This is a genomic window from Massilia sp. BKSP1R2A-1, assembly GCF_050586525.1.
Classification (GTDB): Bacteria; Pseudomonadota; Gammaproteobacteria; order Burkholderiales; family Burkholderiaceae_D; genus Telluria.
In genome coordinates this window covers 100,495-126,147 of record NZ_JBOBRE010000018.1, presented here as the reverse complement: position 1 = coordinate 126,147, position 25,653 = coordinate 100,495, and the positions used below count along the sequence as shown (strand labels likewise).

Below are 25,653 nucleotides of genomic sequence, written 5' to 3'. Positions count from 1 at the left end.
CTAGCCACGTCGGTTACCGTTTTGATCCCAGAACGGCCATAACGTACCGAGCAATGCGTGACGACGCAAAGCAACGATGTCCTCCGATACGAACGGAAGCACTCCCTCGCCATTTGGATCGGTGGCCCTTCCAGTGATCGTACTTCCCCCGCGAACGACCAGATTCATGAACTTTTTACCGTCGGCCAGCTTCACGTCTACCCAGTGAACGTCCATCTTCATCTCGGGGCCAAGCTTGGCACGAAGATGCGCCGGCAAAAGAAGACTAGTCATTATTATGTCAGTAATTTAAGCCAAATGGACCGCAACCCGAATAGCGACAACACGCGGTAGCGAACGTCCGCTCGTGGCCCAGGCTGTGTAAAAACGCAAAAACTTGAAATTTTCATGGGTAGGGTGACCCCTCCCGACATCGAGAAAATCGCGTTGCGACTGTTCTGAGAGGTCGATTTTTTTGTTCGGCGATTTTTCTCGCGTTTTTACACAGCCTGGGCCGATAGCAGACCTATCGTAGCGCAAGCTTAACGCCGGAGCGGACCGCCGCTACAACTACAATTCGTAGCGGTTCCTCTTTGGATGCATGCGCCTGAATTCCATCAGACTGAATATTGCAGTCATACCCAGGCCGACACTCACGACGACATGGTCTATCACATCAAAGTGCATTCCGGCGATCACCATCAAAACTGTTTAGATGCCGTCGTACCAGAGGGCCATTTTCCAACGCCGCCGCCAGGCGAGTACAAACACGCAGAAAGCTATGGCAAGCACGACCCAGCCAATAAATATCCCTGGAATTCCTGCGATTTCCATGTGTGATCTCTGATTAAAAGTGAATGGACCGAGCCAGCTGGACTTCTATCCAGGGCCGAACCCTATTCGCACGCTCAATCTACCGAACTGATAGTGCAAAGCCGGCATTCTGGGGTTGAGGAGCTGTCGCCATTACTGACTGAGCAAACTCTTCCTGTAGCGGCGGTACTGTGTCATGACCTCGGCGGTGACGAGCAGCACGCCTACACCCAGGAAAACGTAGTGCAACTGCAGCGGAAGCGCGGTCGGCAGCCATCTGTCGAACACCATGAACACAGCGAAGCATGCGGACCAGGTGGCGTCGAACCAGCGTCGCGTCAGCAGGCAGAGTAGCGTTGACATTGCCCAGCATGCGATGGGCCAATCGTTCCAGTTCATGCGATCTCGAATCAGATTTGATTATCGGGAGTTGCGTGTCACTGGCAGCATCATAGCGACCGGACGGTCCCGATAATGCGTGAATTGTCACAGCCGATAGGCCCGGTTCGGGCAGGCGTTCATTTTTCGCCGGGCTCTGCGGTCTCGCGATTACGCGCGTAATGGTGGGCAAGCGAAAATGGCGGCAGCCAGGACTCGCGCCGGACCACCCAGTTCTCGTAGGTCGGCACGAACTGGTCGGGCGCATCCAGTGCGCCGAGATGCACTTCGATCTCATCCTCGCTGCGCGCAAACACGGAGGAGCCGCAGCGCGGGCAGAAATGCCGTCCGCGATATTCGCGTGTGTCACCAGTAACGGTCACCGCAGTCTGGAAAAAAATGGCCGCCGCATAGAAGAGCGCGCCGTGGTGCTTGCGGCAGTCGAGACAGTGGCAGAGACCGACCCGGCGGGGACGGCCGGAGGCGGCCAGGCGAACCTCGCCGCACAGGCAGCCGCCGGTCACCTGGTCCATGGCGCGTCAGCTCTTGCCGACCTTGGTGCGCGGATTCTTGCCGACGCGGGCGCCTTGCACCGGCGGGCTGGCGGGCGCGGTGTCCGGCGCGCCGCCCGACACGTCCAGCGGCGAGCCACCCTTGGCTGTCGGCTCGGCAGGCGGTTTGGCCGCGGCGCCGTCGGCTGGGGGGGCGGCGGGCGGCATGGCGGTCGCGACAGCCTGGCGGAACTGGTCTTGCAGCATATTCCACCACGCGACCGCTGCGGGCATGGCGGCGCCGGCCTGGGACGGATCGCCCGTTTCCGCCGCGCCGCCCGGGGCTGCTGGCGCGTCCGGCTGGGGCGCCGATGGCGCCGGCGCCGTGGCGGACTGGGCAAAGAACTGCGCGAAGGGCTGGGCCAGGGCGGGATCCGTGCCCGCCCGCTGCATGGCCTGCGCCATGCTGTCGCCCATGGCTTTCAGGGTGGCCAGGGTGCCGCGCTGGACTTCGAGCGCCTGGATAGTTCCGCGCAGCATGCCCAGGTTCAGGTTCAGCCAGGATTCGACGGCCTTGAGGTCGGCGATCTTCTTGTCCAGGTCCTCGGTGGACAGGCCGGCCCCGCTCATCCCCGGCGCCATGACGCCCGGGACGTGCATGCCGCCCCACAGGTTTTTCACGAATTCCAGGGTATCGGTCATTCCGGCGGCATTCGTCATGGGCGGCTTGAGCATCGGTGTTCTCCGGGTGGGTGAGAAGCCTAGCGTAGCAGATAACTAACATCGCTACCAAGGGGGCGCGCAAAGCTGCCTGGCAGCATCCATGCCGCGCACAGGCTACACTAGTGGCATGCGTTCCCCTTTTTCTCCTCAGCGGCGGCGCGCGCTGGTGTTCGGCACGCTGGTCGTGCTGCTGCACTGGCTGGCGCTGGGCTGGCTCACCGCCGGCACCCAGGGCCTGGCGCTGCCGATGCGCGATGGCGAAGGCCTGGTGAGCGTGGCCGAGCTGCTGCCCGCGCAGGCGGATCCCGCGCCGGACCTGGCGCCCGTGCCGCCGCCGCAGCCGAAGATGGCGCAGCCGCCCTTGCCTGACTTCGAGCCGCTGCCATCGGATATGGTGGTGCAGGATGCGATCGCGCCGCCGGCCGGGCCGCCCGGACCGCCCGCGCCGCCGCCGGAGACGCCGCCCGCACCCACGCCGAAGGCTATTCCCGCGATCGCCGGCGCTCCCACCCTCCTGCCGTCCGCGGAAGGGGCGGCGGCCCCGATCGTGCATACGATCCGCCGCTACAAGGTCGACGTGCCGCCGCCGGCCGACATCATGTATGACGTGGCGCGCAAGGACGCCAACGGCACCGAATGGAGCGGCGAGGCGCGGCTAGCGTGGAAACTGGCGGAGCAGGGCTACCAGATGCGCTTCGAAGCCGGCATCAAGGTCGTGTTCGCGCGCGTCAACCTGGTGGTCCTGACGAGCGAAGGCCACGTCGGGAATACCGGCTTCGCACCGGTGAAGATGACGGAGAAGCGCCGCGGACGCTCCCAGACCGCGACCCATTTCGACTGGCCCGGCAACCAGGTGACCTTCTCGGCCTCGGAGGCGAAATACGACCTGCTGCCCGGCGCACAGGACAAGGCCACCGTGCCGCTGCAGCTGGCGGCGATCGCGCGCGGCGACGCGGCCCAGCTCACCGGCGACATCGACATGTTTGTCGGCGAGGAGCGCTACGGGAGCGTTTATACCTTCAACGTCGTCGGTCCGGAGGAGATCGACACCCCGATCGGGCGCCTGCAGACGGTGCGCATTGCGCGGCCGCCGAAGCAGGGCTCGTACAAATCGCGGCTCGACATCTGGCTGTCGCCCGCCCATGGCTGGATTCCCGTAAAGATCCAGAGCAGCGAGGCCAACGGCGCGGTGACCACCCAGACCGTCAAACAGATCGCCATGAACCGAACAGGAAACACATGATGCACACACGACTACAACATGCAGGCCTCGGCCTGCTTCTCGCCGGCGCCATCGGCGCGGCCACGGCCCAGGATGCGCCGGCCAGCGCGAAGCGTCCCTTCGAGCTGCCGGCTTCGGCCGACCTGCACTATGAACTGCAGGCGCGCCAGCGCGGCTTCAGCCTGAAGGGCGAAGCCATTGTCACCTGGCGCGCCGGCGACGGTAAATACACTATCAAGGCCGAATCGAAGGTGCCGGTGCTGGGTACCATCACCGACGACCGCAGCAGCGGCGCCATCGATGCCTGGGGCCTGGCGCCCGTCGAATTCGTCGAGAAGCGCATGCGCAAGGACCCGACCACGGCTACTTTTGATCGCGACGCGAAGTCCCTGAGCTTCAGCGAAAGCAAGCAGGTCTACCGGCTCAAGGGCGGCGAGCAGGACCGCGTGTCGATCACCTGGCAGCTGGCCGCCGTGGCGCGCGCGGCGGGCGACAAGTTCAAGGCCGGCTCCAAATGGCCTTTCTTCGTCGCCGGCCGGCGCGATGCCGAGAGCTGGGTCTTCGAGGTGGTGCGCCGCGAAAAGGTGCGCACCGGCCTGGGCGAGGTCGATGCCGTGCTGGTCTCGCGCCAGCCGGTGGCGGACAAGAAGGAACAGTCGCTGGAGATCTGGCTGGCCCCGCAGCACGAGTGGTATCCGGTGAAGCTGCGCTACCAGGAAGGCGAGAAGGAACAGATCGAGCAGACCCTGAGCACGGTCACGAAACATTGAGTTTTTCACAACATTGTCTTGTAAATAAGGCAATGCTGGAGTGTGTCTTTCCTGCAATGGCAGGCCTCCCTGGGGCCTGCCGGACTGCTAATTGCCCATCCTAAACTGTTATACTGGCGCCCCCGCGGACGGCAGAGCACGTCCGCGCCCAGATGAACGGTACCCCTACATGATCGACAACCTGGCCGGCGCGGCGCTCGCCGCAGACTCCCGCATTACTGCCGATTTGGCCCCTCAGGAAGACGACCCTTTACAGGCGCACTTCCAGAACGGGGTCGCGCCCGACGAGATCGAGCAGGTCTATCACCTCAAGCGCGCGCAGCCGATGCTGTCGGCGTTTACCGCCCTGTTCCACGGCACCCAGGACGGCGTGCTGGTGCGCCTCCTGGTGCTGCGCGAGCTGGCCAGCGACACTGGCAGCTCCGCCTTTTCGCGCGCCGACATCAACAACAAGCTGGCCTACCTGATCCCGGAAAGCCTGGAGACGGTCCTGAACCGCCTGCGCGGCCATGGCCTGCTGGCCTGGGATGCGCCCGGCGCGGTCTACCGCATCACGCCGCTGGCGCGCAATGTGCTCTCCGCCCTCGATACCCTGATCGCCCTGGCCAAGCCGGAAGAGGACGATGCCGAGATGGGCTTCCTGCTGTCGCAGGTGGCCGGCGCCCAGGCCGTGGGCGGCGTCACGGTGGAGCAGCTGCGCCACCTGCTGGGCCGCCTGGTGGAACTCACCGAGGAGTTCCGCGACGCGATCGCTTCCGGTTCCGAGTTTCGCCTGCGCACCTCGCAGGCGAAGTGGCACATGGCTTGCGACTGGGTCGAGAAGGGCTCCGTCATCCTGCGCGCCATCCTGCAAGACCCGAACGCGGATGCAGCCACGCACAAGGCGGCCCAGGCGATCGGACGCGCCCAGAGCGCGCTCTTGAACATGCAGGGCATGTTCTCGCGCGCCCTGAACCAGATCGAGCGCCAGCGCGTGCACCTGGGCCAGTCGGGCCTGTCGACCACGGACGTCAAGCGCTGGCTGCTGGCCCACGAAGACCTGGCCAGCCTGGCCGAGGGCGCGATCGACCGTCCGGTGGTGCCGCTCTTCGCGACGCCTGCCGAGATGATCGACGTGGCCGAGACCGAGCTGCTGCTCGAGCGCGTGACCTCGACCGGCCCGAAAGGCCTGCCGAGCGGCCAGGATGCACCGCTGACGGTCAACGACAACCCGGCCATGATGGCCGAACTGAACGACTGGATCAACAAGCTGGCCGACTTCGCCAACCTCGGCAACTTCCCCGAATTCTCGGACAGCGGTCCTAAAAAAGTGGCGCTGCACGAGTCGCTGCTGCCGGCCAGCTTTGCCGTGGCGTCCTACCGCGCCTCGCTGCTGCCCCTGCTGGGCGACGCGGCCGAGGCCAGCCTGCAGGGCGCGACCGCCGAGCTGGCGCGCCTGCCGGTGAAGTTCGAACCGACGGACAGCATGATCCAGCTCGACGATCCGGAAGTGGCGGCGATGTCGATCGCCACCCTCTCACTTAATCTAGACAGTCCCGAAAGCGGCAACACCGATGAATGACGACGCACAAATCCTGATCGCGCGCCTGCTGACGCACCAGACCCTGCGCCGCGACGACAAGATGGTCAAGCGCGCGCTGTCGGACGAAGCCTTCCGCATCGAAGTCGACAAGCGCCTGCTGGAATCCGGCCTGAAGCTGCTCGACAACGTGTATGCCGACCACGTGACGATCGCCCTGCACCGCAATGTCGAGCCGAAGATATTCGGCGCCAAGGACATCTGGCAGAACAATAACTTCGGCCTGACCCGCGACGGCGTGGCCCTGCTGGTGGTGCTGTGGGCCCAGATCATCCTTCCGAAGCGCGAGCGCCAGGAGACCCACGTCACGGTCGACGACGACCAGACCGATATGTTCGACAAGGACGCGCCGATCCCGCGCGCCGAGGACACCTCGATCGGCATCTCGTATACCGCGCTGCTGTCCGACTTCGGCGACAAGCTGGGCAAGAAGACCCGCATGGACATGAACCTGGGCGTGCTGTCGAAGCTCGGTTTCATCGAGCGCCGCGGCGACGTGATCCTGGAAGGCCCGCTGCTGGACCTCATGATGGACACCGACCTGCTGAAGGAACGCATCATCAACGGCGCGCTGGCCGAGGTGTTCAAGCGCGCCCCGCTGGCCGCGGCGCCGCGCAAGATCGACGCCGCCAACGATGCGGTGGTCGAAGCGGTTGCCGACGCGGCCGACGAAGAAACTCCGAACTAAGGTATCCCCATGTTCCACATCAAATCACTCGAACTGGTCCACTGGGATTACTGGCAGCGGATCAAGAACATCCCGCTGGACGCCAAGATCATCACGATCGCCGGCCAGAACGGCTCCGGCAAGACCACCCTGCTGGACGCGCTGCGCACCCTGTTCGGCCTGGACTGCTCGATGGGCCGCACGTATAAGCACTATGCGCGCCACTCGGGCCAGCAGAGCGCCTGGCTGCGCGCCGTGGTCGACAACAAGCCGGTCGGCCGCCAGCTGTCGAACCGTCCCTTCCGCCACTCCGGCTTCTTCTCGGACGACGAAGTGACCCTGTTCTGCCAGGTGCAGAAGAACGGTGGCGACTGGAAGCGCCAGTACCTGATGCGGCCGGGGAACGTCGAGATCGAGGAAGTCACCGAAGCCACCGACTGGCTCGGCGTCGAGAACTACAAGAAGCGCCTGGCCTCGGCCGGCCTGTCGCCGGCGATGTCGAAGGTGCTGGCGCTGGAGCAGGGCGAGACGGACAAGCTGTGCGAATACGCGCCGCGCCAGCTGCTGGACCTGGTGTTCCAGGTCTTCGGCGACAAGGAAGTGCTGGACGCCTACGACGAAGCCAAGCGCCACCAGCGCGATACCGAGACGGAACTGAAGCGCTTCGAGGCCGAACTCGAGACCTCGCGCATCAACCTGGAAGGCCTGCGCCTGCGCGTGGCCAACTACCACCAGTGGGAAGACCTGCACAAGGAAAAGAAGGAACTGCAGGAAGACGTGCTGCCCGCCCTCGAATACCACGAGGCGCGTGAAAAGGCCGCGACCATCAGCCGCAACCTGAAGGAAGCGAGGAAGCCCCTGCTGCAGGCGGATTCCATCCTGGCCGAGAAACGCCAGCAGCTGGCCGCCCAGCAGCGCGCGCTGACCGAGGCGCAGAAGCTGGAGACCCAGCTGGAACAGGAAGCCACCGAGCTGGCCGGCCGCCTCACCCAGGTGAACCAGAAACTCAAGCCGCTGGAGAGCCTGGCCGAGCAGAAGGAGCGCCTGCAGAAGCTGTCGGCGGACGCCGGCGCCGACCTGGCCGAAGTGGCCAACCAGCTGAACGAAAAAGAAGCGGAGCTGGCCAAGAACAAGCAGCAGCGCGACAACGTCTCGGCGAAGATCGCCGCCGAAATGGCGACCATCTCGGCCCTGCAGGGCAAGAGCGCCATGCCGGAACCGGAAGCCCAGCGCCAGATGCGCCGCGCCCTGCGCGACGAAGGCATCGCCCATGCCATGCTGTCGGACATCGTCGAAGTGACGGACCCGAAATGGCAGGGCGCGGTCGAGGGTGTGCTCGGCGGTTATGCCTCGGTGGTGCTGCTGGAAAAGGCCAAGGATGCGCCGGCGGCCTACCGCCTGGCCGAAAAGGAACGCTATCGCCACTTCATCGTCCCGGACTGCATCGAAGCGCCGGTGGTGAAGGACGACAGCCTGCTGTCGGTGGTGCGTTTCTCGGGCAAGGCCCCGGGATGGCTGATCGACCAGCTCGAGCGCATCGAGCGCGTGGACTCGGTCGACGCCGGCTTCAAGTCGGGCGCCGACGAGTGGATCACGCCGGACGCCTACCACCGCGAACGCCGCGGCGGCCGCTCGCTGTTCGTCGAACCGTCGCGCTACCGCTTCGGCTCGGCCGGCAAGACCCAGCGCCTGGAAGCGATCCAGAAGCTGCTGCCGTCCCTCGAAGCGCAGGAAGACGCGCTGACCCTCACCATCAGCAAGTTGGCCGCTGAAGTGGGCGCGCTCAAGGGCCGCATCGCCGGCGTGGACGCGGCCAAGGAACTGTCGGCGCGCCAGGCCGAGTTCGAGGAAGCCGCGCGTGCGCTGCAGCCACTGAAGGCCGAGCGCCTCGAAGTCGGCGCGCGCCTGGGCGAGCTGTCGACCCTGACCAAGAACGCGACCGTGGCGCGCACCCGCGCCGACACCGTGTGGCAGAACGCGCGCATGGCCCTGTCCGAGGCGGAAGCCGGCATGCGCCTGAACAACCGCCGCACCATCGAGCAGCGCGCCGAACACGCGCAGGCGCTGCTGGCCTTGCGCAAAGGCTGGCGCGACGTGCCGAAGACCTGGAAGAATGCCGCCTGGCGCGGCGGCATCGTCGCCAAGCACCAGAACGCCCACCAGGTCAACCTGCGCCTGTCCTCGCTCGAGCACGCCCTTGCGCGCGACGACTGGGAACAGGACGGCACCGTCATCGACCAGTACGCGCGCCTGAACGACCAGCTGAGCGGACGCCAATCCGAAACCGAGGAGCGCCGCTACCAGAACAACCGCGCGATCGAAGCCACGGCCAATGCGCGCGGCGCCTACATCGAGCGCCTGCGCTACACGATCAAGACCTACTCCAAGAACATCAAGGAGCTGGGCGAGCTGGCGGGCATCGACGTCCAGGCCGACCCGGTGCGCCTGGAGAACGACGACGTGCAGCTGGCCCAGGCCGGCCTGCACGTGCGCTTCAAGTTCGACGGCAAGGACCAGATCGGCATGAACGACGGCGAGGCCTCGGGCGGCCAGCAGGTGATGAAGTCGCTGGTGCTGCTGATCGGCCTGCTGAAGTCCGAGGAAGGCTCGGGCGGCTTCGTGTTCATCGACGAACCCTTCGCCCACCTGGACATCCGCAACATCCAGCTGGTCGGCGAGTTCCTGAAGAACACCGACGCCCAGTACCTGATGACGACGCCGCTGACGCACAACACGGACGTCTACGATCCGTCGGAGCTGACCCTCATCACCAGCAAGAAGAAAAAGGATGTGCAGTGGGCGCAGCCGATCTTCGTGCTGCAGCGGAGGAAAGACGAGGCGAAGGCCGCGTAAGAACAAAGGGAGCCGACGGCTCCCTTTTTACTTGTGTCGTTGCCGTTCCACGGCTGCGGGCGTATCGAAGGTTTTATAGGTTTCCCTGGTCGGAGTGAGGGCCATGTGCCAGGCTGAGCACGGTCGTTCCATCCGTCAGCAACATCATCATCGGTTCAACGCCGTCGCGCGGATCGCCCTGGAAGATCGTTCCGCCCAGGTGGAATGGGGCGACAGTCGGATCGGAGGAGCGCACAGTCGCTTCCACGCCATCCTCATCAAGGATGGCTTCGAGCGATTGGTAGATGCTGCCGTCCTCGGCATGGAAGCGCAGCGTCGCGTGCAGCTTGTTCCCGGCCAGCGTCACCTCGGCGTATCCCTGCGTCGTGATCCACCGGCCGCCCAGGTCGGCCGATTGGACCCAGTTCCAGCGCTGCCTGGGCGCTCTCATTCCAGGTCGATCGCCTTGCGCAGCTTGCGGCGCCACAGCAGCAGCCCGGCCGAGTAATACCCGAAATAGCCCGCGGTCAGGCCCACGCACAGCATGGTCAGCGGGTCATCAGTCAGGCGCGGCGCCGGGATGCCCTTGCCCTGGTTCGCGTAGATCTCGACCCCGAGGTAGAGGATGCGCGCCACCAGGATCATCGCCATCAGGATGCCCACGCGCATCGGTGGCGTGAAGTAGTAGCCCTGCGGCGTGTCTTCGAAGCGGGTGCGCTTGATGGCCCACACGCCCCAGCCGATGCCGAAAGCGGCGCCGACCGCCAGTGCGCCGAGGTTGGTGATGTTGTCGAGCAGTTGCGCGGCCGGCACCAGGATCATGGCGCCGAACACCAGCACGCCGGTGTAGTGGCGCGAGACGATCGAGCGCTGGCGCACCATGCGCGCCTTGATGCGGTTGTAGACGCGCCAGACCAGGAGGGGCGTCAGGACGAGCAGGATGAGGGTGGTGATCGAGAGGTCCATGGTGCGATGTGTTCGTTGAGCCTGCCATTGTAGCCTCCCCGCACGGGAGACGGCGGCGAACGACAGCCCCGGGGCGCTCATGATAAGGTTCTCTTCCGGTTTGAATGAGGAGATTCCCGCCATGAATGCAGTTTCGTTTCCGCATTTCCCCGTGAAGGCGCACCGTGCACCGGACCCGGCCCCGGTCGAGGAACCGGCGCCCGAGCCTTTCGATACGCCTCATCCGCACCACCAGCCCGGCCATTCCCACACGCCTGCCGGCGACGTCGAGCCCGTTCCCGATCCGAAGCCGAGCGTTTTTCACTGAGTGCTAGCCGAGCACGGCGCCGGCAATCCAGGTGTACAGCGGAATGCCGGCCAGGATGTTCAGGGGGAAGGTAACGCCGAGCGACATGCTGAAATAGACGGAAGGGCTGGCTTCCGGAATCGCGTAGCGCAGCGCTGCCGGCACGGCGATATACGAGGCGCTGCCGGCGAGAACCATCAGCAGGGCCGCATTCCCCGTGGACAGGCTGAAAAGGAACGCCAGGCCAAGCGCAAGTCCGGCGTGGACCAGCGGCGCGCCGGCCGCGTAGGCCAGCAGCCAGCGCGACTGCTCGCGCAATTTGCCCAGGTTGCGGGCAGTCAGCAAGCCCATGTCAAGCAGGAAGAAGGCAAGCATGCCTTTGAACAGGTCGACCGAGAACGGCGCCATGGCAGCTTTGCCGGCTTCGCCCGTCAGCAGGCCGACCAGCATGGCGCCGAGGAGGAGCAGTTGGGTGCCATCGGTGAACGACTCATGCAGGATCTTGCCAAGGCCGACACGTTGTCCCGGCCCACCTCCCAGCGCCGCCGTGCCGTCCGCCGCAGGCAGGACGGAAGCTGCGGCGCCGGATTGCCGCAATGTGTTCGCGAGGACGACTGCGATCACGATCGCCGGCGATTCCATCAGCGCCATGGCCGCCGCCATGTGGCCGCCGTAAGCGATGCCCTGCACGTCGAGGTACTGGGTAGCCGAGATAAAGGTCACCGCGCTCACCGAACCATAGGTGGCGGCCACCGCTGCGGCGTTGAAACCCGATAGAAAACGCGTCAGGAGCCGATAGGCCCCGAGGGGAATCAGGATCGCCAGCAGGACGGCGCATCCGAGGCTGGTGACGATCTCGGCCGTGAGCCCGGAGTGGGCCAGCGCGAACCCACCTTTCAGGCCGAGCGCCATCAAGAGGTAGAGGGACAGGAAGCGTGAGATCGGAGGCGGAATTTCGAGGTTGGATTTGAGGCAACCGGCCAGGATACCGAAGGCGAAGAAGAGGATGGCAGGATCGAGGAAATTGTTCATATTTTTCGTAATCAACAAAGGTGAGGCATCCTAAGTGCATTCGCTCATCGTAAAAAATCGATTATGCTGATGAGATGCATCGATAAATTCCTATGCACGCGACATTCCGCCAACTCCGACTTTTCCTCGCTTTTGCCGAACACCTGAGCGTAACGGCAGCCGCGCGCGCTTGCCATGTCACCCAGCCCACGGCGTCGATGCAGTTGCGCGAGCTGTCGGACAGCGTCGGCATGCCACTCTATGAACAGGTCGGCAAGCGGCTCTATCTCACCGCGGTGGGCGAGGCGCTGGCCGTGACGGCGCGGGCCATGCTGGACGAGTGGATCGTGTTCGAACAGCACGTCGACGGAATCAAGGGCATGACGCGCGGGCGCTTGCGGATCTCGGTGGTGAGTACCGCGAAGTACTTCGTGCCGCGCGTGCTCGGCAGCTTCTGCGCCGCCTTTCCGGATATCGATGTCGCCCTCGAAGTCATGAACCGGGACGGCGTCCTCGGTCGGCTGCGGGAGAACCTGGACGACCTCTACATCATGTCGATGCCACCCGAAGACATCGGGCTCGAGCAGCACGACTTCCTGTCCAATCCCCTGGAAGTGATCGCGCCGGCCTCCCATCCGCTGGCCGGCCGGCGCGGCCTGGCGCTGGCGGAGCTGGCGCCGATGCGCTTCGTCCTGCGTGAAAAGGGCTCCGGCACCCGGCTTGCCTGCGACAATCATTTCCGGGCGCTGGGATTCCGGCCCGATGTGCGTATGGAATTGGGCGGGAACGAGGCGGTCAAGCAGGCCGTCGCGGCCGGCCTGGGGCTGGGTGTGATTTCACGCCATGCGCTGGGGGAGCGGCCTGCCGAGGAAGGACTTGCCGTGCTGTCGGTCGAGAGTTTCCCGGTGCAGTCGCGCTGGTGGACGCTCTACCCGAAGGGCAAGAAGCTGTCCCCGGTCGCGGCTGCCTTCCTTCAGCATCTCGATCATGCCAGCCAGCCGCGCCAGGAAGGGCAGGCGCGTTAGTCGAAGGCCCAGGAATACAGCACGTCCAGCGCCGTATTGGTGCCGGTCTGGAACTGCAGCGTGATCTTCGGGCTCCACTTGTAGCGCAGGCGCACCAGGCTCGAGGCCGTGGTCGCGCCCTGCTCGAAGCTGAGGTAGGCGCGCGAGGAGATGCGTTTGCCGACGGTGACCACCGTGCTCTCCAGGCCGGTCGCGGTGCCGTTCGCCTGCTTCAGGCCGAGTTCGTCGACGCCGAGCGAGGTGGCGAGCTTCTGGGTGATGCCGCCGGTGCCGCCCTTTCCGCCCAGCAGGGCGGCGGCTGCGGCGGCCAGCACGTCCTTCTCGTTGCCGCTCGTGCCTTCCATGCCGTGACCCAGCACCAGCCAGGACAGCTTCTCGCTGTCCGGCACGTTCGGCGTCGACACCAGCTGGGCCTGCGGCGACTGCGCCGTGCCGCGCACCCGCACGCCGGCTTCCACATTGGTCTCGGACAGCTGCTCGCCTTCGGGGCGCTTGCGCACCGCGAGCACGTCGAGGGCCGGGTTGTCGTAGGGGCCGCTGAAGGTGATGACGGCGCGTTCGATGGCGAGCTTCTGGCCGTAGGCCGCGTAGTCGCCTTCGACGGCGCGGATGGTGCCGTTCACGCGCGGGGCGCCGGCGCCGATCTTGCGTACGCGGACGTTGCCGGCCAGGGTCGCATCGATGCCGAGGCCGCGCAGCTTGAATTCCTCGCCCAGGTCGGCGCGCAGGTCGATGGTGAGCGGCAGCTCTTCCTTCTTGTTGGAAGCCACCGGCTTGGCGCCGCCCTGGCCCAGCACGATCACGTCGTCCGACATGGTCGGGCGGCCCTGGGGCGCGAATTCGATCAGGGCGCGGTCGGCGCGCACATTGCCCTCCAGGGCGAAGCGTTCGCTGTCGCGTACGAGGGACGCCTTGCCGCTCAGGACCACGGTGCGGTCGGGACGCGACAGGGCCTCGAGCTTGTCGAGGGTCAGGCGCAGGTCGGCCGCGGCCAGGCCGCTGGAGAAGCGCAGCGAGCCGTCGGCCGAGGCGCTGCCCTGGCGGCCCTGGAAGTAGAGGCGCTGCAGGTTGAGCTGGTCGCCTGCGAGGCTGGCGCGCAGCTCGCCGTTCTGCAGGCGCACGCCCTGTTCGGGCCAGCGCACCGCCAGGCGGTCACCCTGCACGCTGCCGTCCAGGCGCGGCGTGCCGATGGTGCCGGAGCCGGTCAGGGCCAGGCGCAGCGCGCCGTCCAGTTCCAGGCCGGACTGGCCGGCGAAGGACGCCAGCCAGGCGATCGAGCCCATGTTCGCGTTGGCCGTCATGCGCATCGGGCTGTCGCGGTCCAGGCGGCCCTGGATCAGCTGGGCCGTGCCGTCGACGTTGGCGGTGCCGGTGCGCGTGCCGTCCAGCGCGACCTTCACGCGCAGGGCGCCGCCCGTGACGTCGGCGCGCGCGTCCAGCGTGCGCAGGCCGAGCGGGACCGGGCTGTCGCTGCCGGCGATCACGTCGCCTTTTTCGCGGAACACGTGGACCATGCCGTCCAGCGCCGGCGCGCCGCCGGTCGCGGTGGCCGTGCGCAGGTCGAGGGCCCACTGGGCGCCCAAGGTCAGGTCGCCACGCGCATTGTCGCGGATGGCCGGCGAGAACTGGGCGAGGTAAGTAAGGGGCACGTTGTCGGCGTGGCCGCGGCTGGCCCAGCGCGGGCCGTTCTTGACCAGCGAATCGACCGTGATGCTGCCGGCCGGCAGGCGCACCACGGCGCCGTTGAAGGCGATGCGCTCGGGCTTGGCCAGGCCCATCACGCCGCTGCCCCTGGCGCCGGAAATGGTGAGGGGCACCGGCGCCTGCAGCGCCATCGCGTAGCGGCCGCGGTTCTGCAGCGCGGCGAGGGTCCCGCTCCAGGTGTCGCCCGAGAAGCCGCCGCGCACCTCGACGTTGGCATCGAAAGCGTCGCCGACGGCGGCCGCGCGCAGGGTATGTGCGCCGCGGGTACCGTCGGTTTTCAGGCTGGCGGAAGCGATGCGGGTTTCGCCGCTCACGTAGTCCAGCATCTGGATATCGGTCGCGATCGCATCGCGCGCACCGCGGCCGGAGCCGATAGTGGCGTTGGCGCGCAGCGAGCGGATGTTGTGTACGCCCATCAGGCGCAGGTTCTGGCCTTCCAGTGCCGCGGTCAGCGAAGGCGTGTCCATGGTGCCGGACAGGGTGCCCTGGCCGCGCAGCACGCCGCCGTAGTCCTGGCCGAGCGCCGCCAGTTGCGGTGCGTCGATGCGCCAGGCCAGCTGGTCGTTGCCCGCACCGAAGCTGCCCTTGGCGGCAACCAGGTTGGCGCCCACGTGCAGGTCGACGTCGGCATTCGATACGTGGCGGCGGTCGGCCGTGAGTTTCGCATGGCCCCACAGCGGCGAATTCGACAGGGTCGAATCCTGCACGCGCAGGTCCAGCGCGCCGCGCCAGTCGGCGCCGCTGCGGCCGCTCGCATCGAATGCGCCGTTGATCGAACCGGCCAGGGGCGAGCCGAAGGCGGCCGGGTTGAAGCGCTGCGCCGTGCCGCTCACCTTCGCTTCGACGAAGCGGGCGCCTTCCGAGCCGGCCAGCCAGGCTTCGCCGCTGGCGCGCAGGCTGCCGTTGGCGTTCTTGCGCTGGGCCGCGACCCAGCCCAGGTTGTTGGCGTCGACCGTGAACGTGGTACGGGGTGCGGCCATGGTGCCGGTGGCGACGCCGCTGGCATTAATGGCCCCATACAGGTCGCTGCGCGCGGCCGAGAGCTGGCGCCCGTCGAGGCGCCAGTTCAGGCGGTCGCCTGCGCCGCCGAAGGCGCCCTTGAGCGCGGCCGTATTCTGGCCCAGGGCCAGGGTGGCGTCGATGCCGCTGATGCGCTTGGCGTCGGCGTGCAGCTTGCCTTCGCCGCTCAGGGCCTGGTCGAACAGGCGGCTGCGGCGCACGGCGAAGTCGGCGTCCACGCGCCAGGCGGGGGCCAGGGCCCCGGCCACGTCGACGCTGGCGTTGATGTCGGCCTGGGGGAAGTCGCCGAAGTTGGCCGGGTTGAAGCGGCTCGCCGTGGCATTGGCCTTGAAGGCCTTGTCGTCCAGCAGGTTCATGTTGCCGGTGACGTCGACGCGGCTGCCGCCAGCGGATATGCGGGCTTCGCGCACCGTCACCACGTTCTTTTCCAGCGTCGCCAGGGCCGTCAGGCGCAAGGCCTTGTCAGCCAGGTTGGCCTGCAGGGTCTGGACGTTGGCGGCATTGCTCACCTGGATGTCGCCGCGGATCGCGGTGGGCTTCATCGTGGAATAGATGCCCTTCAGGTCGAAACGGTCGGTGTGCAGGGCGAAGCGCGCGGTGCCGAGGCCTTCCTCGTCCGCGCCCCGTTGCACGCCGCCCGTGCCGGTGAAGCGGCCGGCCGCGCCGAAGTCCATCAGCACATCGGACACCTGCAGGGCGTCCAGGCTTCCGCCCAGCTGGCCGCGCATGCTGCGCAGCGGCAGGCGCTGCTGGTCGATGGTGCCTTCCGGGCCGTCGTTCGTGATGTCGACGCGGCCGCTGATATTGCGCTTGTCGTCCAGCTTGCCGGCGATGGCGAAGGTGAGATCCGCCGTCGGCAGCGAAGGATTGAAGAAGCCCGGGTCGACGTTGCGGCCGTTGATGCGCATCTCGCGCAGCGGAATATCGGCGTAGGGCGAGAGGACGAAGCGGGCGTCGCCAATGGCGCGTCCGGCCTGGCCATTCGCGTCCACCAGCGTGGTCTCCAGGTCGCCGCCGACCTTTAAATGCAACTGTGCCGCACGGGCGCCGGCCTTGGCCTGCGACTGCGTCAGGCTGGCCGTCGCGTCCAGCTTGAAGGGACGCTGGGCGCCGATGCTGCCGGTTGCCGCCACGTCGCCCCAGGGCGTCACGGCGGCGGCGTCGCGCACTTCCCAGCGCTGCTTGTTGCCCTCCAGGCGCAGCCGGATATTGTCGATGCGCGTTTCCGCGCCCTTGGACACGAACACGGCCTGGTTCAGGCGTGCATCGTCGATCGAGACCGGGAAGGGCGGCGCCAGCTTCACCGGCATGGTGCTCTTTTCCTCGGACTCCTTGAGCGTCTCGACGCGCACGCTGGCCGCGTGCAGTTCGTCGACCAGGATGCCGCGCGAGACGATCTGCGCGGGCGACCAGCGCAGGTCGATCGTGTTGGCGACGATGAGCTGCTCGTCGGTGCGCCACACGATGCGGTCGATGTGCATGGCGCCGTACAGCGAGCCGCGTACGCCGGTGAGGGTCAGCTTGCCGCCGGTGGAGGCCGCGACCTTCTGCGCGATCATCTGCAGCGTGGTCTCGCGGCCCAGGTACCAGAGCGTGCCGCCGACGATCACGCCGGTGACGACGACGCCGATGGCGACGCGGCGCGGCCAGCGCCGTGGTTTCGCCGCGGGTTCCGTGGTCGGCGGGGTGGTGTCGTTCGTTTCCATCAGAAGGTGAATCCCAGGGAGAAGTGCAGGCGCGCCTTTTTGACGGCGTGGCCATAGGCCAGGTCGACGTTGATCGGGCCGACCGGGCTGCGCCAGCGCGCGCCCACGCCGAAGCCGGACTTCGGTTTCAGGTCGCCGACCTTGTCGGCCGCGTTGCCGGCGTCGTAGAAGAAGGCCACGCCCCAGGGCGGACGGAACCAGTACTGGTACTCGGCGCTTGCGGTGATCATGTACTTGCCGCCGACGATGGCGCCGTTCTCGCGCACGCCCAGTTCGCGGTAGCCGTAGCCGCGCACCGACTGGTCGCCGCCGGCGCGGAACAGGAAGGTCGAGGGCACGCCCAGTTTTTCCTTGGCCGCCACGCCGCCGAATTCGCCGCGCAGCACCAGGGTGCCGGATTCGCCCAGCGGCTTGAACATCTGGCCGCGCAAATACAGGCGCAGGAATTTTTCGTCGGTCAGGATCGTCAGCAGCGCGCCGCCCAACTGGCCCTGCAGCACATAGCCGTCGGTCGGCTGGATCAGGCTGTCCAGGCGGCGCTTGGTGATGCTGTAGGTGAGCGGCAGGCTGCGCGTGGTGGTGGCCGGATCGGGCGGTACTTCGCGTTTCTCGACCAGGGCCTCGAGGGTCAGGCTGCGCTCGAGCAGCGGCGTGCCCCACTGGCGGCGCGCGGCCACGGTGGCGAGGGTCGTGATCTCGCCGCGCACGTCGTTGCGCTCGACGCCGGCGCCGACGCTGTCGTTGTAGCCCTTGGGCGTGGTCGGCCAATAGAAATCGACGCGCGCGGTCTGGCGCTTCTGTTCGTAGATGATGTCGCTCTTCATGCGCTTGCCGAACACGTTCAGGTCGTCGTAGCTGGCCTGGGCGCGCGCGCCGGTGTCGGTCGAGAAGCCGAGGCCCACCTCGACGTTCTTGCGCTTGTTCTCGGTGACGCGCACCAGCACCGGCAGCACGGTGGGGCCGGTGGACGGCTCCACCGTGGTGGGATCGCCGTCGGCATCGTTGTCGCCGTCCTTCAGGTCCTGGATCTCGGCATTGAGCACGGCGCGCATGTCGGCGCTGACTTCCACGCTGCTGAAGTAGCCGGTGTCCTGCAGGCGCGATTGCAGGGCCTGCAGGGCGGCCTCGCTGTATTCGTCACCCGGCTTGATGCGGTTCAGATTCGTGATGACCTCGCGCGGATAGCGTTTCAGGCCGCGGATGCGCAGCTCGCCGAAGCGCATCTCGGGGCCGCTGTCGATCACGACGTGGAGCAGGGCGCGGCGTTCTTCCGGGTCGACGGTGGCGCTGGTCTCAACCAGGCGCGCGCGCGGGAAGCGCCGCTGCGCCACGTCGCGCAGCAGTTCGCGCTTGGCGGCTTCCCAGTCGGCTTGCCGGAAGCGCGCGCCCACCGGCAGCTGCCAGCGCTGGCGCAGGGCCGCCGCATCGAACGGCGCCGCGCCTTCGTCGATGGGGGCGAAGCCCTGCAGCACCAGGTCGACGTCGCCGACCAAGGTGGGCTCGCCCGGGTCGACGATCACGCGCGCCACCGGCCGGCTGCCGCTGGTATCGAGACCGGCGGAGATCTTGGGCGAGTAATAGCCCTCGGTGGCGATGAAGGTCTTGGCCTGGGCCGGGGCTTCCTTGACCAGGCGCTGCAACTGCTCCATGTCGACGCGCGGATTGCCGCGCCAGCGCATCAGGTCGAGGTTTTCCTCCAGCATGTTCTCCAGCTGGCGGGGCGCGTCGATGCGGACCTGGTAGTCGATGCCCTGGGCGTGCAATGCGGTTGCGAAGAGAAAAGCGCCTATCCCCATCAGGAGACGGGAAAGGGGCAACAGGCGGCAGGGGATCGATCTGACAGGAAACATGGCACTCCGACGAAGAATTTCATGGCAATCTTAACGGATTGGCAAAAACGACGACGGACTGCTGAGTCTTGCGTGCGCCACTGGCGCTGCACGATTGACCCGGTTTTATGCCAGAATGCGCGGTTCTCCTGTCCACCTTCCGGAACTCGATCATGCAATCGCAAGACACCGCACTCGTCCTCTTCAGCGGAGGCCAAGACTCCACCACCTGCCTGGCCTGGGCATTGCAGCGTTATGCGCACGTGGAGACGATCGGCTTCGACTACGGCCAGCGCCATGCGATCGAGCTGGCAGTGCGGCCAAGCGTGCTCTCTAAAATGCGCGCCCTGAACCCGGAATGGGATGCGCGCCTGGGCGAGGACCACATGATCGACCTGGGCCTGATCTCGAAGATCTCGGACACGGCCCTGACCAGCAATGTGGCCATCGCGATGCAGGAAAACGGCCTGCCGAACACGTTTGTTCCGGGCCGCAACCTGCTGTTCATGACGGTGGCGGCGACCGTGGCCTACCGCCGCGGTTTGAACGTGCTGGTGGGCGGCATGTGCGAGACCGATTTTTCCGGCTACCCGGACTGCCGCGACGACACCATGAAGGCGCTGCAGGTGGCCCTGAATCTCGGCATGGCGACAAGGCTGAAGGTCGAGACGCCCCTGATGTGGATCGACAAGGCCCAGACCTGGCAGCTGGCCGAGGATTGCGGCGGCGCGGCGCTGGTCGACCTGATCCGCTTCGACACCCACACCTGTTACCTGGGCGAGCGCGGCGCGGCCCACCCCTGGGGCCATGGCTGCGGCACCTGCCCGGCCTGCGCGCTGCGGGCGCGCGGCTACGAGCAGTACGTGGCTTCGTAGGGTGGTCGGCTTCGCCGACCGCGCGTTCAACTACACGGTGAATTGACGCGTATCGTCCATTTTACGCCGGTTGAACGCGCGGACGGCGAAGCGTGTTCCGGTCCACTGGACCGGAACAGCCCTACGGGAGCCTGGCTACCACCTTGATCTCGAACTGGAAGCCATACAGCCAGGTCACGCCGACCGCCGTCGCGTTCGGGTAGGGCGCCTCGCCCCAGTACTCGCGCGCCACGTCCCAGATAAATTCAAAATTCTTTTCCGGATCGACCAGGAACATCGTCACGTCGACCACGTCGGCGAAGCTGCAGCCGGCCGCGCCGAGCACCGCGTTCAGGTTCTGGAAGGCGCGCCGCACCTGGGCGTCGAGTTCCGGTTCGGGCGAGCCATCCTCGCGGCTGCCGACCTGGCCCGAAACGAACAGGAAGCCGCCGGATTTCACCGCCGGCGAGTAGCGGTTCTTCTCATAGAGGGCCTGGCGGCCCGGTGGGAAGACTACTTCACGTACTGTCATCGCATTTCTCCTTGGTTGAGGTCAGGAGAATGGTAGTCTTCCGGATTGTGCGGATAAACAGACAATTCCAGTCAGGACTGTTTGCGCATTCCAAATAATTCGGAGGCGGGATGGACAGGTTCGATGCCATGCGGGCGTTCGTGCGGGTGGTGGAGGCGGGCAGTTTCACCAGGGCGGCCGAGACCCTGCACATGAGCCGCACCAGCGTGACCCAGCTGGTGCAGCAGCTGGAGGCCCACCTGCGCGTCAAGCTGCTCAACCGCACTACGCGCCAGGTCAACGTCACCGAGGACGGCGCCGTCTACTACGAGCGCGTGGCCCGCCTGCTGGCGGAGCTCGAGGACGTCGAGATCGGCCTGCCCGGCAACGCGGCCACCCCGCGCGGCCAGCTGCGGGTCGACGTGCCCAGCCCCTTCGCCAATATGGTGCTGGTGCCGGCCCTGCCGGCCTTCCACGCGCAATACCCGGAAATCCAGTTCGAGATGGGCGCCAGCGACCGCAAGGTCGACCTGATCGGCGAGAACGTCGACTGCGTCGTGCGCGGCGGCGAGATCGTGGATGGCTCGCTGGTGGCGCGGCGCGTCGGCGAGCTGCGCCTGGGCGTGTATGCGGCCCCCGCCTATCTCGCGCGCGCCGGCACGCCTGCCCACCCGGCCGAACTGATCGACTCGCACCACCGCATCGTCCGGTTTCGCTGGAACCGGAGCGGCGGCTTCCCCTATGCCATGCACCGTGGCGAAGAGACGGCCACGGTCGGCGGCACGCACATCCTGTCGATCGACGACGGCAACGCCTATCTCACCGCCGGCCTGGCGGGCCTGGGCGTGCTGTGGCTGCCCGACTACATGGCGCGCGACCACGTGCTGGCGGGCCGCCTGGCGCCGCTGTTCGCCGACTGGCGCATCGACCCGATGCCGCTGCACATCGCGTATCCGCCGAACCGCCACATGAGCCGCAAGCTGCGCGTCTTCATCGACTGGGTAAGCACGCTGATGGCGCAGCATGCGCCGTTGCCGGGCTAGGCCCGCACGCTTTCGAGCAGCGGCAGCACCGCTTCGCGCTCGAGCGGTTTGCTGAACAGGAAACCCTGGTACTCGTCGCAAGCCATCCCGCGCAGCACCGCGAGCTGGGTCTCCGTCTCCACCCCCTCGGCCACCACTTTCAGCTTCAGCCCGCGCGCCAGGTTGACGATCGAGAGTGCGATCGCGGCGCTGTCCTCGTCGCGCCCGAGGTCGCGCACGAAGGCGCGGTCCACCTTCAGGCGCGATACCGGGAAGCGCTTCAGGTAGGCCAGGCTGGAGTAGCCGGTGCCGAAGTCGTCGATCGCCAGGTCGACGCCAAGGGCGCGGATGTCGTGCATCAGCACGTCCACTTCCTCTTCCCGGCTCATCAGGGCCGACTCGGTGATCTCCAGCTCGAGGCAGCCGCGTTCGATCCGGTACTGGTCGAGGCAGCGCCGCACCGTGTCGAGCAGCGACTTCTGGTACAGCTGGCACGGCGCCAGATTGACCGCCACCCTGACCGGCCGGCCCAGGCGCGTGTTCCATTCGCCCATCTGGCGGCAGGCTTCTTCCAGCACCCAGGCGCCAATCGGGGTGATCAGGCCGGTGCGTTCGGCGATCGGGATGAATTCGACCGGCGACACGGCGCCCAGTTCGGGGCTGGTCCAGCGCAGCAGGGCCTCGAAGCCGACCACCCGCTGGTCCTGCACGGTGACCTTGGGCTGGTAGACGAGGCGCAGCTCGCCGCGTTCCAGCGCGCGGCGCAGGTGGGCCTCGATGGTCAGGCGGCGGCCGAGTTCCGTATGCGCGCTGGCGGAAAAGAAGCGTACGGCCTGTTCGAGCTCGATGCCGGCGCCGCTGGCCGCGCCCTGGGCGTTGCGGTGCAGTTCGTCCGCGTTTTGTCCGTCGTGCGGGAACAGCGCCAGGCCCAGCCGCGGTCCGAGGTAGAAATCGCGTCCGTCGAGCCGCAAGGGCCCCGACATGAGGGCATGCAGCTCGGTGGCGAAGCGCTCCACCGCCTGGCGGCCGCCGGCGGCATCGTGCATGACGGCGAATTCGGCGCCGCGCACGTGCGCGGCCACGGCCGTGTCGCCGCAGGCTTCGCGCAGCAGCTCCGCGACCTGGCGCAGGGCACGGTTGCCGGCCTCGTGGCCGAGCAGGTCGACGATCTCGTGCAGGCGGTCGAGCATCAGCGTGACGACCGCCAGTTCGCGTCCGGCGGCCGCCGCGATCCGCGCTTGCAGCAGGCGCCAGAACTGAAGCTGGTTCGGCAGGCCCGACACCGGGTCGAATTCGGCGAGCCAGGCCAGGCGGGCCTCGGCCCGTTCGCGCTCGGTGATGTCGGTCAGCACATTCACGAGGTGGGCCTTGCCGTCCTCGCTGGTGAGGCGGCTGGTCAGCTGGATCACGGTGCGGGCTTCGCCGCTGCCGTCGCGCACCGAACCGGCCGCGTCCAGGCTGGTTCCGTGGGCCAGCACCTGTTCGTAGCGGCGTTCGCGGTCGCTGTCGGCGCCGTCGAACACCGCGCGCTCTTCCAGGCCGGGCAGGGTGTCGCGCGGTCGTCCCACCAGGCGGGCGAAGGCATCGTTGGCCAGCACGATGCGGCGCGCGCCGTCGAGCACCCAGACCGGGGCGCCGATCGCGTTGACGATCGAGGACAGGTAGTCGAAACGCTTGGCCAGCCTCGCCTCGCTGGCCGACACCATGTCGACCAGGCGGTACTGGCGGCGCGTGTCGCGGGCGACGCGCCAGGCCAGCAGCACCAGCACGGCCGACAGCAGCAGGTAGAAGGCCAGGGCCGTCCACAGGCGCCCGTACCAGCCGGCCAGGGCGACGTCGCGCTTCATGCCGGTGATGATGACCAGGTCGGCGCCCTCGACCACGTCGTAGCCGTACAGGCCGACGCTGCCGTCGATCGGGCTTTTCGCCTGGAAGGCGCCGCGGCTGGCGCGCGGCAGCTGCTCGCGGAACAGCGGCGTATCGAGGAAGGAGCGGCCGATCCCGGCCGGATAGCCGGGCCCGCGCACCAGCATGGTGCCGTCGCGGTGCAGCAGGGTCACCGATCCGCCCGGCCCGAGTTCGACCAGGTTGTAGAGGCGTTCGAAGCGCCGCGAATCGACCTGGGCCACCACGGTGCCGGCAAGACGGCCGGCACGGTCGCGCACCGGATGCATGCAGTTCAGGACGGCGCGGCCGGTGACGCGGTCGACGTCCGAGACCGTGATGCGGCGTGCGATCGCGCCGGTGGGTGGCGCAGGAAAGCTGGGCATGTCCAGGCTGCTGGTGCCGGGGGTGACGCTCCCGGCCAGCCGCCCGGCGGCATCGAAGAGCACGAGGCGCAGCAGATAGGGGTGGGCCGCCTGCACCTGCGTATCGTCGAGCGTCGTGGCCTGTGGCGTCGCAGGACGCGCCAGCAGCATGCGCGCAGCGCCCTGGGATGCGCCTTCGATGGCCTGGGACACGCCGGCCGTCTGCGCCGCGAAGGCGACCGCCACGTTGCGCAGCGTGACCTGTTGTTCGCGCAGCGCATCCTGGTAGCTGGCGAACAGCATCGCGGCCGTCACGAAGCCCAGGGCGGCGATCAGGCCGGCGGTCACGATCGCCAGGCGCGCCAGCGAATACGGGCGCCTCGGTTTCAGGTCGGAAGTGGCAAAGGCTCGCATGGGCGCCGTGTCGGGTGAAGAAACATGGCCCGATTCTACAGGCCAGTCCCGCATGCGCAGCGCAAAATAAATACGGCCGGGATAGCCCGGCCGTTCGGTGGGGGGAGAGGTATCAGGCGGCGGACTGCACGCCCGGCTTCAGTTCGCGCTGGCGGCGCGAGCGGGACACCATGTACCAGACGATCGCGATCGGGATCAGGAGCGGCAACAGCAGCGGCGAGATCGCCAGCAGCACCGCACCCGCCGCGAAGCCGAGCGCGCCGATCACGATCACGCCGACGCCGGCGAAGACCACGGCCAGCACCAGGCCCACGAACAGCATCACCACCGTGGCGATCACCGCGCCGCCACCGGCGAACACGAGACCGACCAGCCATCCGAGCGGCCCGCCGATTTCCTCGCCATCGATGTTCACCGTCATGAAGTCGGCGGTCTCGGCGAAGATGTTCAGCAGCAGCATGGCAAACAGGAACAGGATGATGATTTTTACGGTCGTTTTCATGGCGGTCCTCGTCGGTTGGGTCTTCAATTTGCTTTCGCGATGGTTGAAGAGTACGCGCGCGCGTCTGCACGCTCCACCGGATTGCGACAGGCTGCATTTTTCGGGCGCCGAGATGTTCCGGCGAGCGATAAAGAGGGGAAATGCGGCGTGCAAAACGTGACGCTTTGGCATTGCTTTCAGTACTGAGGCTCCTATACTGACAGCCTGCTCTGTTACAGGGGGATCCCATGCATCCGTTCATCGACAAAATGGGGGACCATGTTCTGCATCCCGCAGCAGCCAACAGCGGTCCCAAAGGCCCACCATCGGCGCCACCTGCCATCCCGCCGATCATCATCAATCCCTTCAATCGGGAGCTGCCGTCTCCCCGGGGCGACCCGCATCCGACACCGGTGCGCCCGCCGATACGTCCACCATCCGGGCCCGGCTGGCGCTGCCCCAGAATTGCCTGATAAAAAAGGCGAATCACGCTTCTTCCTGTGGTCGGTTTCCTCTATGATCTCTGCTTTGCAGCACGAGGAAACACGACCATGAACGACAATACCGAACACGACGACGGCGCCGGCGACGAAGAAGCGCTGGTGCAGGAAGCACGCCTGTGGCAAGGCAATGGCTGGACCGCGCGCGTGATCAAGAACGACGACGACGAAGGCTGGGCCGTCGCCATGTACAAGGATGGCGAACGGGAGCCGGCCCTGGTCGGTCCCTGGACCATGGGACGCGACAAGAAAAATCCCAAGCCGCTCGACGTCAATGCCTTCAACACCCTGATCAAGACCGCGTCGGAAGTCATCCGCCGCCACGAGCAGCACCTGCACGCGATCCTGCACAAGAACACCACCATTTCCACCGAGCAGGGCGAGCTGAAGGTCACGCTCGACATCGTGCCGGACGACGACGACCCCTACGCCATCCTGGCCGCCACGGACGAGATGGGCGAGCAGGTGGCCAAGGTGCGCGTCTCCGCCGGTTTCAAGCTGAGTCCGGCGTCGGCCCATGCCTGGGTCGACAGCGGCTTTCGCGCGCCGCGTGCTTAATTGGCCGGCACGGAAGGACCGGGTTTTATTTTCAAATTGGAAAGAGTTCTCGGGTATAGTCCT

At 66.8% G+C, this 25,653-nt stretch carries 22 protein-coding genes; 10 read left to right on the top strand and 12 right to left on the bottom strand.

Features of this window, described 5'->3' with window-relative positions; all coding sequences use genetic code 11:
* The 4 genes from ACQ7JA_RS22835 to ACQ7JA_RS22820 all read right to left on the bottom strand — a co-directional run bounded on the left by ACQ7JA_RS22835 (window position 1) and on the right by ACQ7JA_RS22820 (window position 2,396).
* Window positions 1–273 (bottom strand): hypothetical protein, encoded by a 273-nt coding sequence (locus ACQ7JA_RS22835; RefSeq protein ID WP_430902003.1) that lies wholly within the window; start codon window positions 271–273, stop codon window positions 1–3.
* 672 nt (window positions 274–945) lie between these two features.
* Window positions 946–1,191, bottom strand: coding sequence for a hypothetical protein (locus tag ACQ7JA_RS22830; protein ID WP_430902002.1), 246 nt, complete (start codon window positions 1,189–1,191; stop codon window positions 946–948).
* A gap of 119 nt (window positions 1,192–1,310) precedes the next feature.
* Window positions 1,311–1,703 carry a GFA family protein gene (locus ACQ7JA_RS22825; RefSeq protein ID WP_430902001.1) on the bottom strand — a complete coding sequence of 131 codons (393 nt, stop codon included), beginning with the start codon at window positions 1,701–1,703 and terminating at the stop codon, window positions 1,311–1,313.
* A gap of 6 nt (window positions 1,704–1,709) precedes the next feature.
* A complete protein-coding gene (locus tag ACQ7JA_RS22820) occupies window positions 1,710–2,396 on the bottom strand; it encodes a PhaM family polyhydroxyalkanoate granule multifunctional regulatory protein (protein WP_430902000.1) in 687 nt (228 codons plus the stop codon).
* Between the two features lie 115 nt (window positions 2,397–2,511).
* Here ACQ7JA_RS22820 and ACQ7JA_RS22815 point away from each other — a divergent pair, with 115 nt between their 5' ends.
* The 5 genes from ACQ7JA_RS22815 (at window position 2,512) to ACQ7JA_RS22795 (ending at window position 9,475) form a co-directional block, all read left to right on the top strand.
* Window positions 2,512–3,627, top strand: a complete 1,116-nt coding sequence (locus ACQ7JA_RS22815) for a DUF3108 domain-containing protein (RefSeq protein ID WP_430901999.1) — start codon at window positions 2,512–2,514, stop codon at window positions 3,625–3,627.
* Window positions 3,624–4,376: a DUF3108 domain-containing protein gene (locus ACQ7JA_RS22810; RefSeq protein ID WP_430901998.1), complete on the top strand. Its 753-nt coding sequence runs from the start codon at window positions 3,624–3,626 to the stop codon at window positions 4,374–4,376. The genes ACQ7JA_RS22815 and ACQ7JA_RS22810 overlap by 4 nt, the downstream gene beginning before the upstream one ends.
* A 169-nt stretch (window positions 4,377–4,545) precedes the next feature.
* Window positions 4,546–5,937 carry a hypothetical protein gene (locus ACQ7JA_RS22805; protein ID WP_430901997.1) on the top strand — a complete coding sequence of 464 codons (1,392 nt, stop codon included), beginning with the start codon at window positions 4,546–4,548 and terminating at the stop codon, window positions 5,935–5,937.
* A complete protein-coding gene (locus tag ACQ7JA_RS22800; protein ID WP_430901996.1) occupies window positions 5,930–6,643 on the top strand; it encodes a hypothetical protein in 714 nt (237 codons plus the stop codon). The genes ACQ7JA_RS22805 and ACQ7JA_RS22800 overlap by 8 nt, the downstream gene beginning before the upstream one ends.
* Window positions 6,644–6,652: 9 nt before the next feature.
* A complete protein-coding gene (locus ACQ7JA_RS22795) occupies window positions 6,653–9,475 on the top strand; it encodes an ATP-binding protein (protein WP_430901995.1) in 2,823 nt (940 codons plus the stop codon).
* A gap of 73 nt (window positions 9,476–9,548) precedes the next feature.
* Here ACQ7JA_RS22795 and ACQ7JA_RS22790 read toward each other — a convergent pair whose 3' ends face one another.
* Window positions 9,549–9,905 (bottom strand): hypothetical protein, encoded by a 357-nt coding sequence (locus ACQ7JA_RS22790; RefSeq protein WP_430901994.1) that lies wholly within the window; start codon window positions 9,903–9,905, stop codon window positions 9,549–9,551.
* A complete protein-coding gene (locus tag ACQ7JA_RS22785; protein WP_430901993.1) occupies window positions 9,902–10,420 on the bottom strand; it encodes a hypothetical protein in 519 nt (172 codons plus the stop codon). Before ACQ7JA_RS22785 ends, ACQ7JA_RS22790 begins: the two co-directional genes overlap by 4 nt.
* A 121-nt stretch (window positions 10,421–10,541) precedes the next feature.
* On the opposite strand from ACQ7JA_RS22785, the gene ACQ7JA_RS22780 reads away from it, so the two are divergent.
* Window positions 10,542–10,727 (top strand): hypothetical protein, encoded by a 186-nt coding sequence (locus tag ACQ7JA_RS22780; RefSeq protein WP_430901992.1) that lies wholly within the window; start codon window positions 10,542–10,544, stop codon window positions 10,725–10,727.
* Between the two features lie 3 nt (window positions 10,728–10,730).
* Here the strand turns inward: ACQ7JA_RS22780 and ACQ7JA_RS22775 are convergent, their stop codons facing one another.
* Window positions 10,731–11,738, bottom strand: coding sequence for a sodium-dependent bicarbonate transport family permease (locus ACQ7JA_RS22775; protein ID WP_430901991.1), 1,008 nt, complete (start codon window positions 11,736–11,738; stop codon window positions 10,731–10,733).
* 92 nt (window positions 11,739–11,830) lie between these two features.
* On the opposite strand from ACQ7JA_RS22775, the gene ACQ7JA_RS22770 reads away from it, so the two are divergent.
* Window positions 11,831–12,742, top strand: a complete 912-nt coding sequence (locus ACQ7JA_RS22770; RefSeq protein WP_430901990.1) for a LysR family transcriptional regulator — start codon at window positions 11,831–11,833, stop codon at window positions 12,740–12,742.
* Here the strand turns inward: ACQ7JA_RS22770 and ACQ7JA_RS22765 are convergent.
* Entirely contained in the window at window positions 12,739–17,172 is a 4,434-nt protein-coding gene (locus tag ACQ7JA_RS22765; RefSeq protein WP_430901989.1) for a translocation/assembly module TamB domain-containing protein, read from the bottom strand. The genes ACQ7JA_RS22770 and ACQ7JA_RS22765 overlap by 4 nt on opposite strands.
* Complete coding sequence (locus ACQ7JA_RS22760; RefSeq protein ID WP_430901988.1) at window positions 17,172–19,022, bottom strand: autotransporter assembly complex protein TamA; 1,851 nt, start codon at window positions 19,020–19,022, stop codon at window positions 17,172–17,174. Before ACQ7JA_RS22760 ends, ACQ7JA_RS22765 begins: the two co-directional genes overlap by 1 nt.
* A 152-nt stretch (window positions 19,023–19,174) precedes the next feature.
* Here ACQ7JA_RS22760 and queC point away from each other — a divergent pair, with 152 nt between their 5' ends.
* Window positions 19,175–19,876: a 7-cyano-7-deazaguanine synthase QueC gene (gene queC / locus ACQ7JA_RS22755; protein ID WP_430901987.1), complete on the top strand. Its 702-nt coding sequence runs from the start codon at window positions 19,175–19,177 to the stop codon at window positions 19,874–19,876.
* A 121-nt stretch (window positions 19,877–19,997) separates the two neighbouring features.
* On the opposite strand, the gene ACQ7JA_RS22750 is transcribed toward queC, so the two are convergent.
* The gene (locus ACQ7JA_RS22750; protein ID WP_430901986.1) at window positions 19,998–20,387 is read right to left on the bottom strand and encodes a RidA family protein; all 390 of its coding nucleotides are present in this window, start codon (window positions 20,385–20,387) and stop codon (window positions 19,998–20,000) included.
* Window positions 20,388–20,497: 110 nt separating this feature from the next.
* Here ACQ7JA_RS22750 and ACQ7JA_RS22745 point away from each other — a divergent pair, with 110 nt between their 5' ends.
* Entirely contained in the window at window positions 20,498–21,409 is a 912-nt protein-coding gene (locus ACQ7JA_RS22745) for a LysR substrate-binding domain-containing protein (protein ID WP_430901985.1), read from the top strand.
* Here the strand turns inward: ACQ7JA_RS22745 and ACQ7JA_RS22740 are convergent.
* The gene (locus ACQ7JA_RS22740; RefSeq protein ID WP_430901984.1) at window positions 21,406–24,051 is read right to left on the bottom strand and encodes a bifunctional diguanylate cyclase/phosphodiesterase; all 2,646 of its coding nucleotides are present in this window, start codon (window positions 24,049–24,051) and stop codon (window positions 21,406–21,408) included. The two genes, ACQ7JA_RS22745 and ACQ7JA_RS22740, sit on opposite strands and share 4 nt — an antisense overlap.
* Before the next feature lie 112 nt (window positions 24,052–24,163).
* A complete protein-coding gene (locus ACQ7JA_RS22735) occupies window positions 24,164–24,553 on the bottom strand; it encodes a hypothetical protein (protein ID WP_430901983.1) in 390 nt (129 codons plus the stop codon).
* A gap of 530 nt (window positions 24,554–25,083) precedes the next feature.
* Between ACQ7JA_RS22735 and ACQ7JA_RS22730 the strand changes: the two genes are divergently transcribed.
* Window positions 25,084–25,590, top strand: coding sequence for a hypothetical protein (locus tag ACQ7JA_RS22730; RefSeq protein WP_430901982.1), 507 nt, complete (start codon window positions 25,084–25,086; stop codon window positions 25,588–25,590).
* Window positions 25,591–25,653 lie beyond the last annotated feature (63 nt).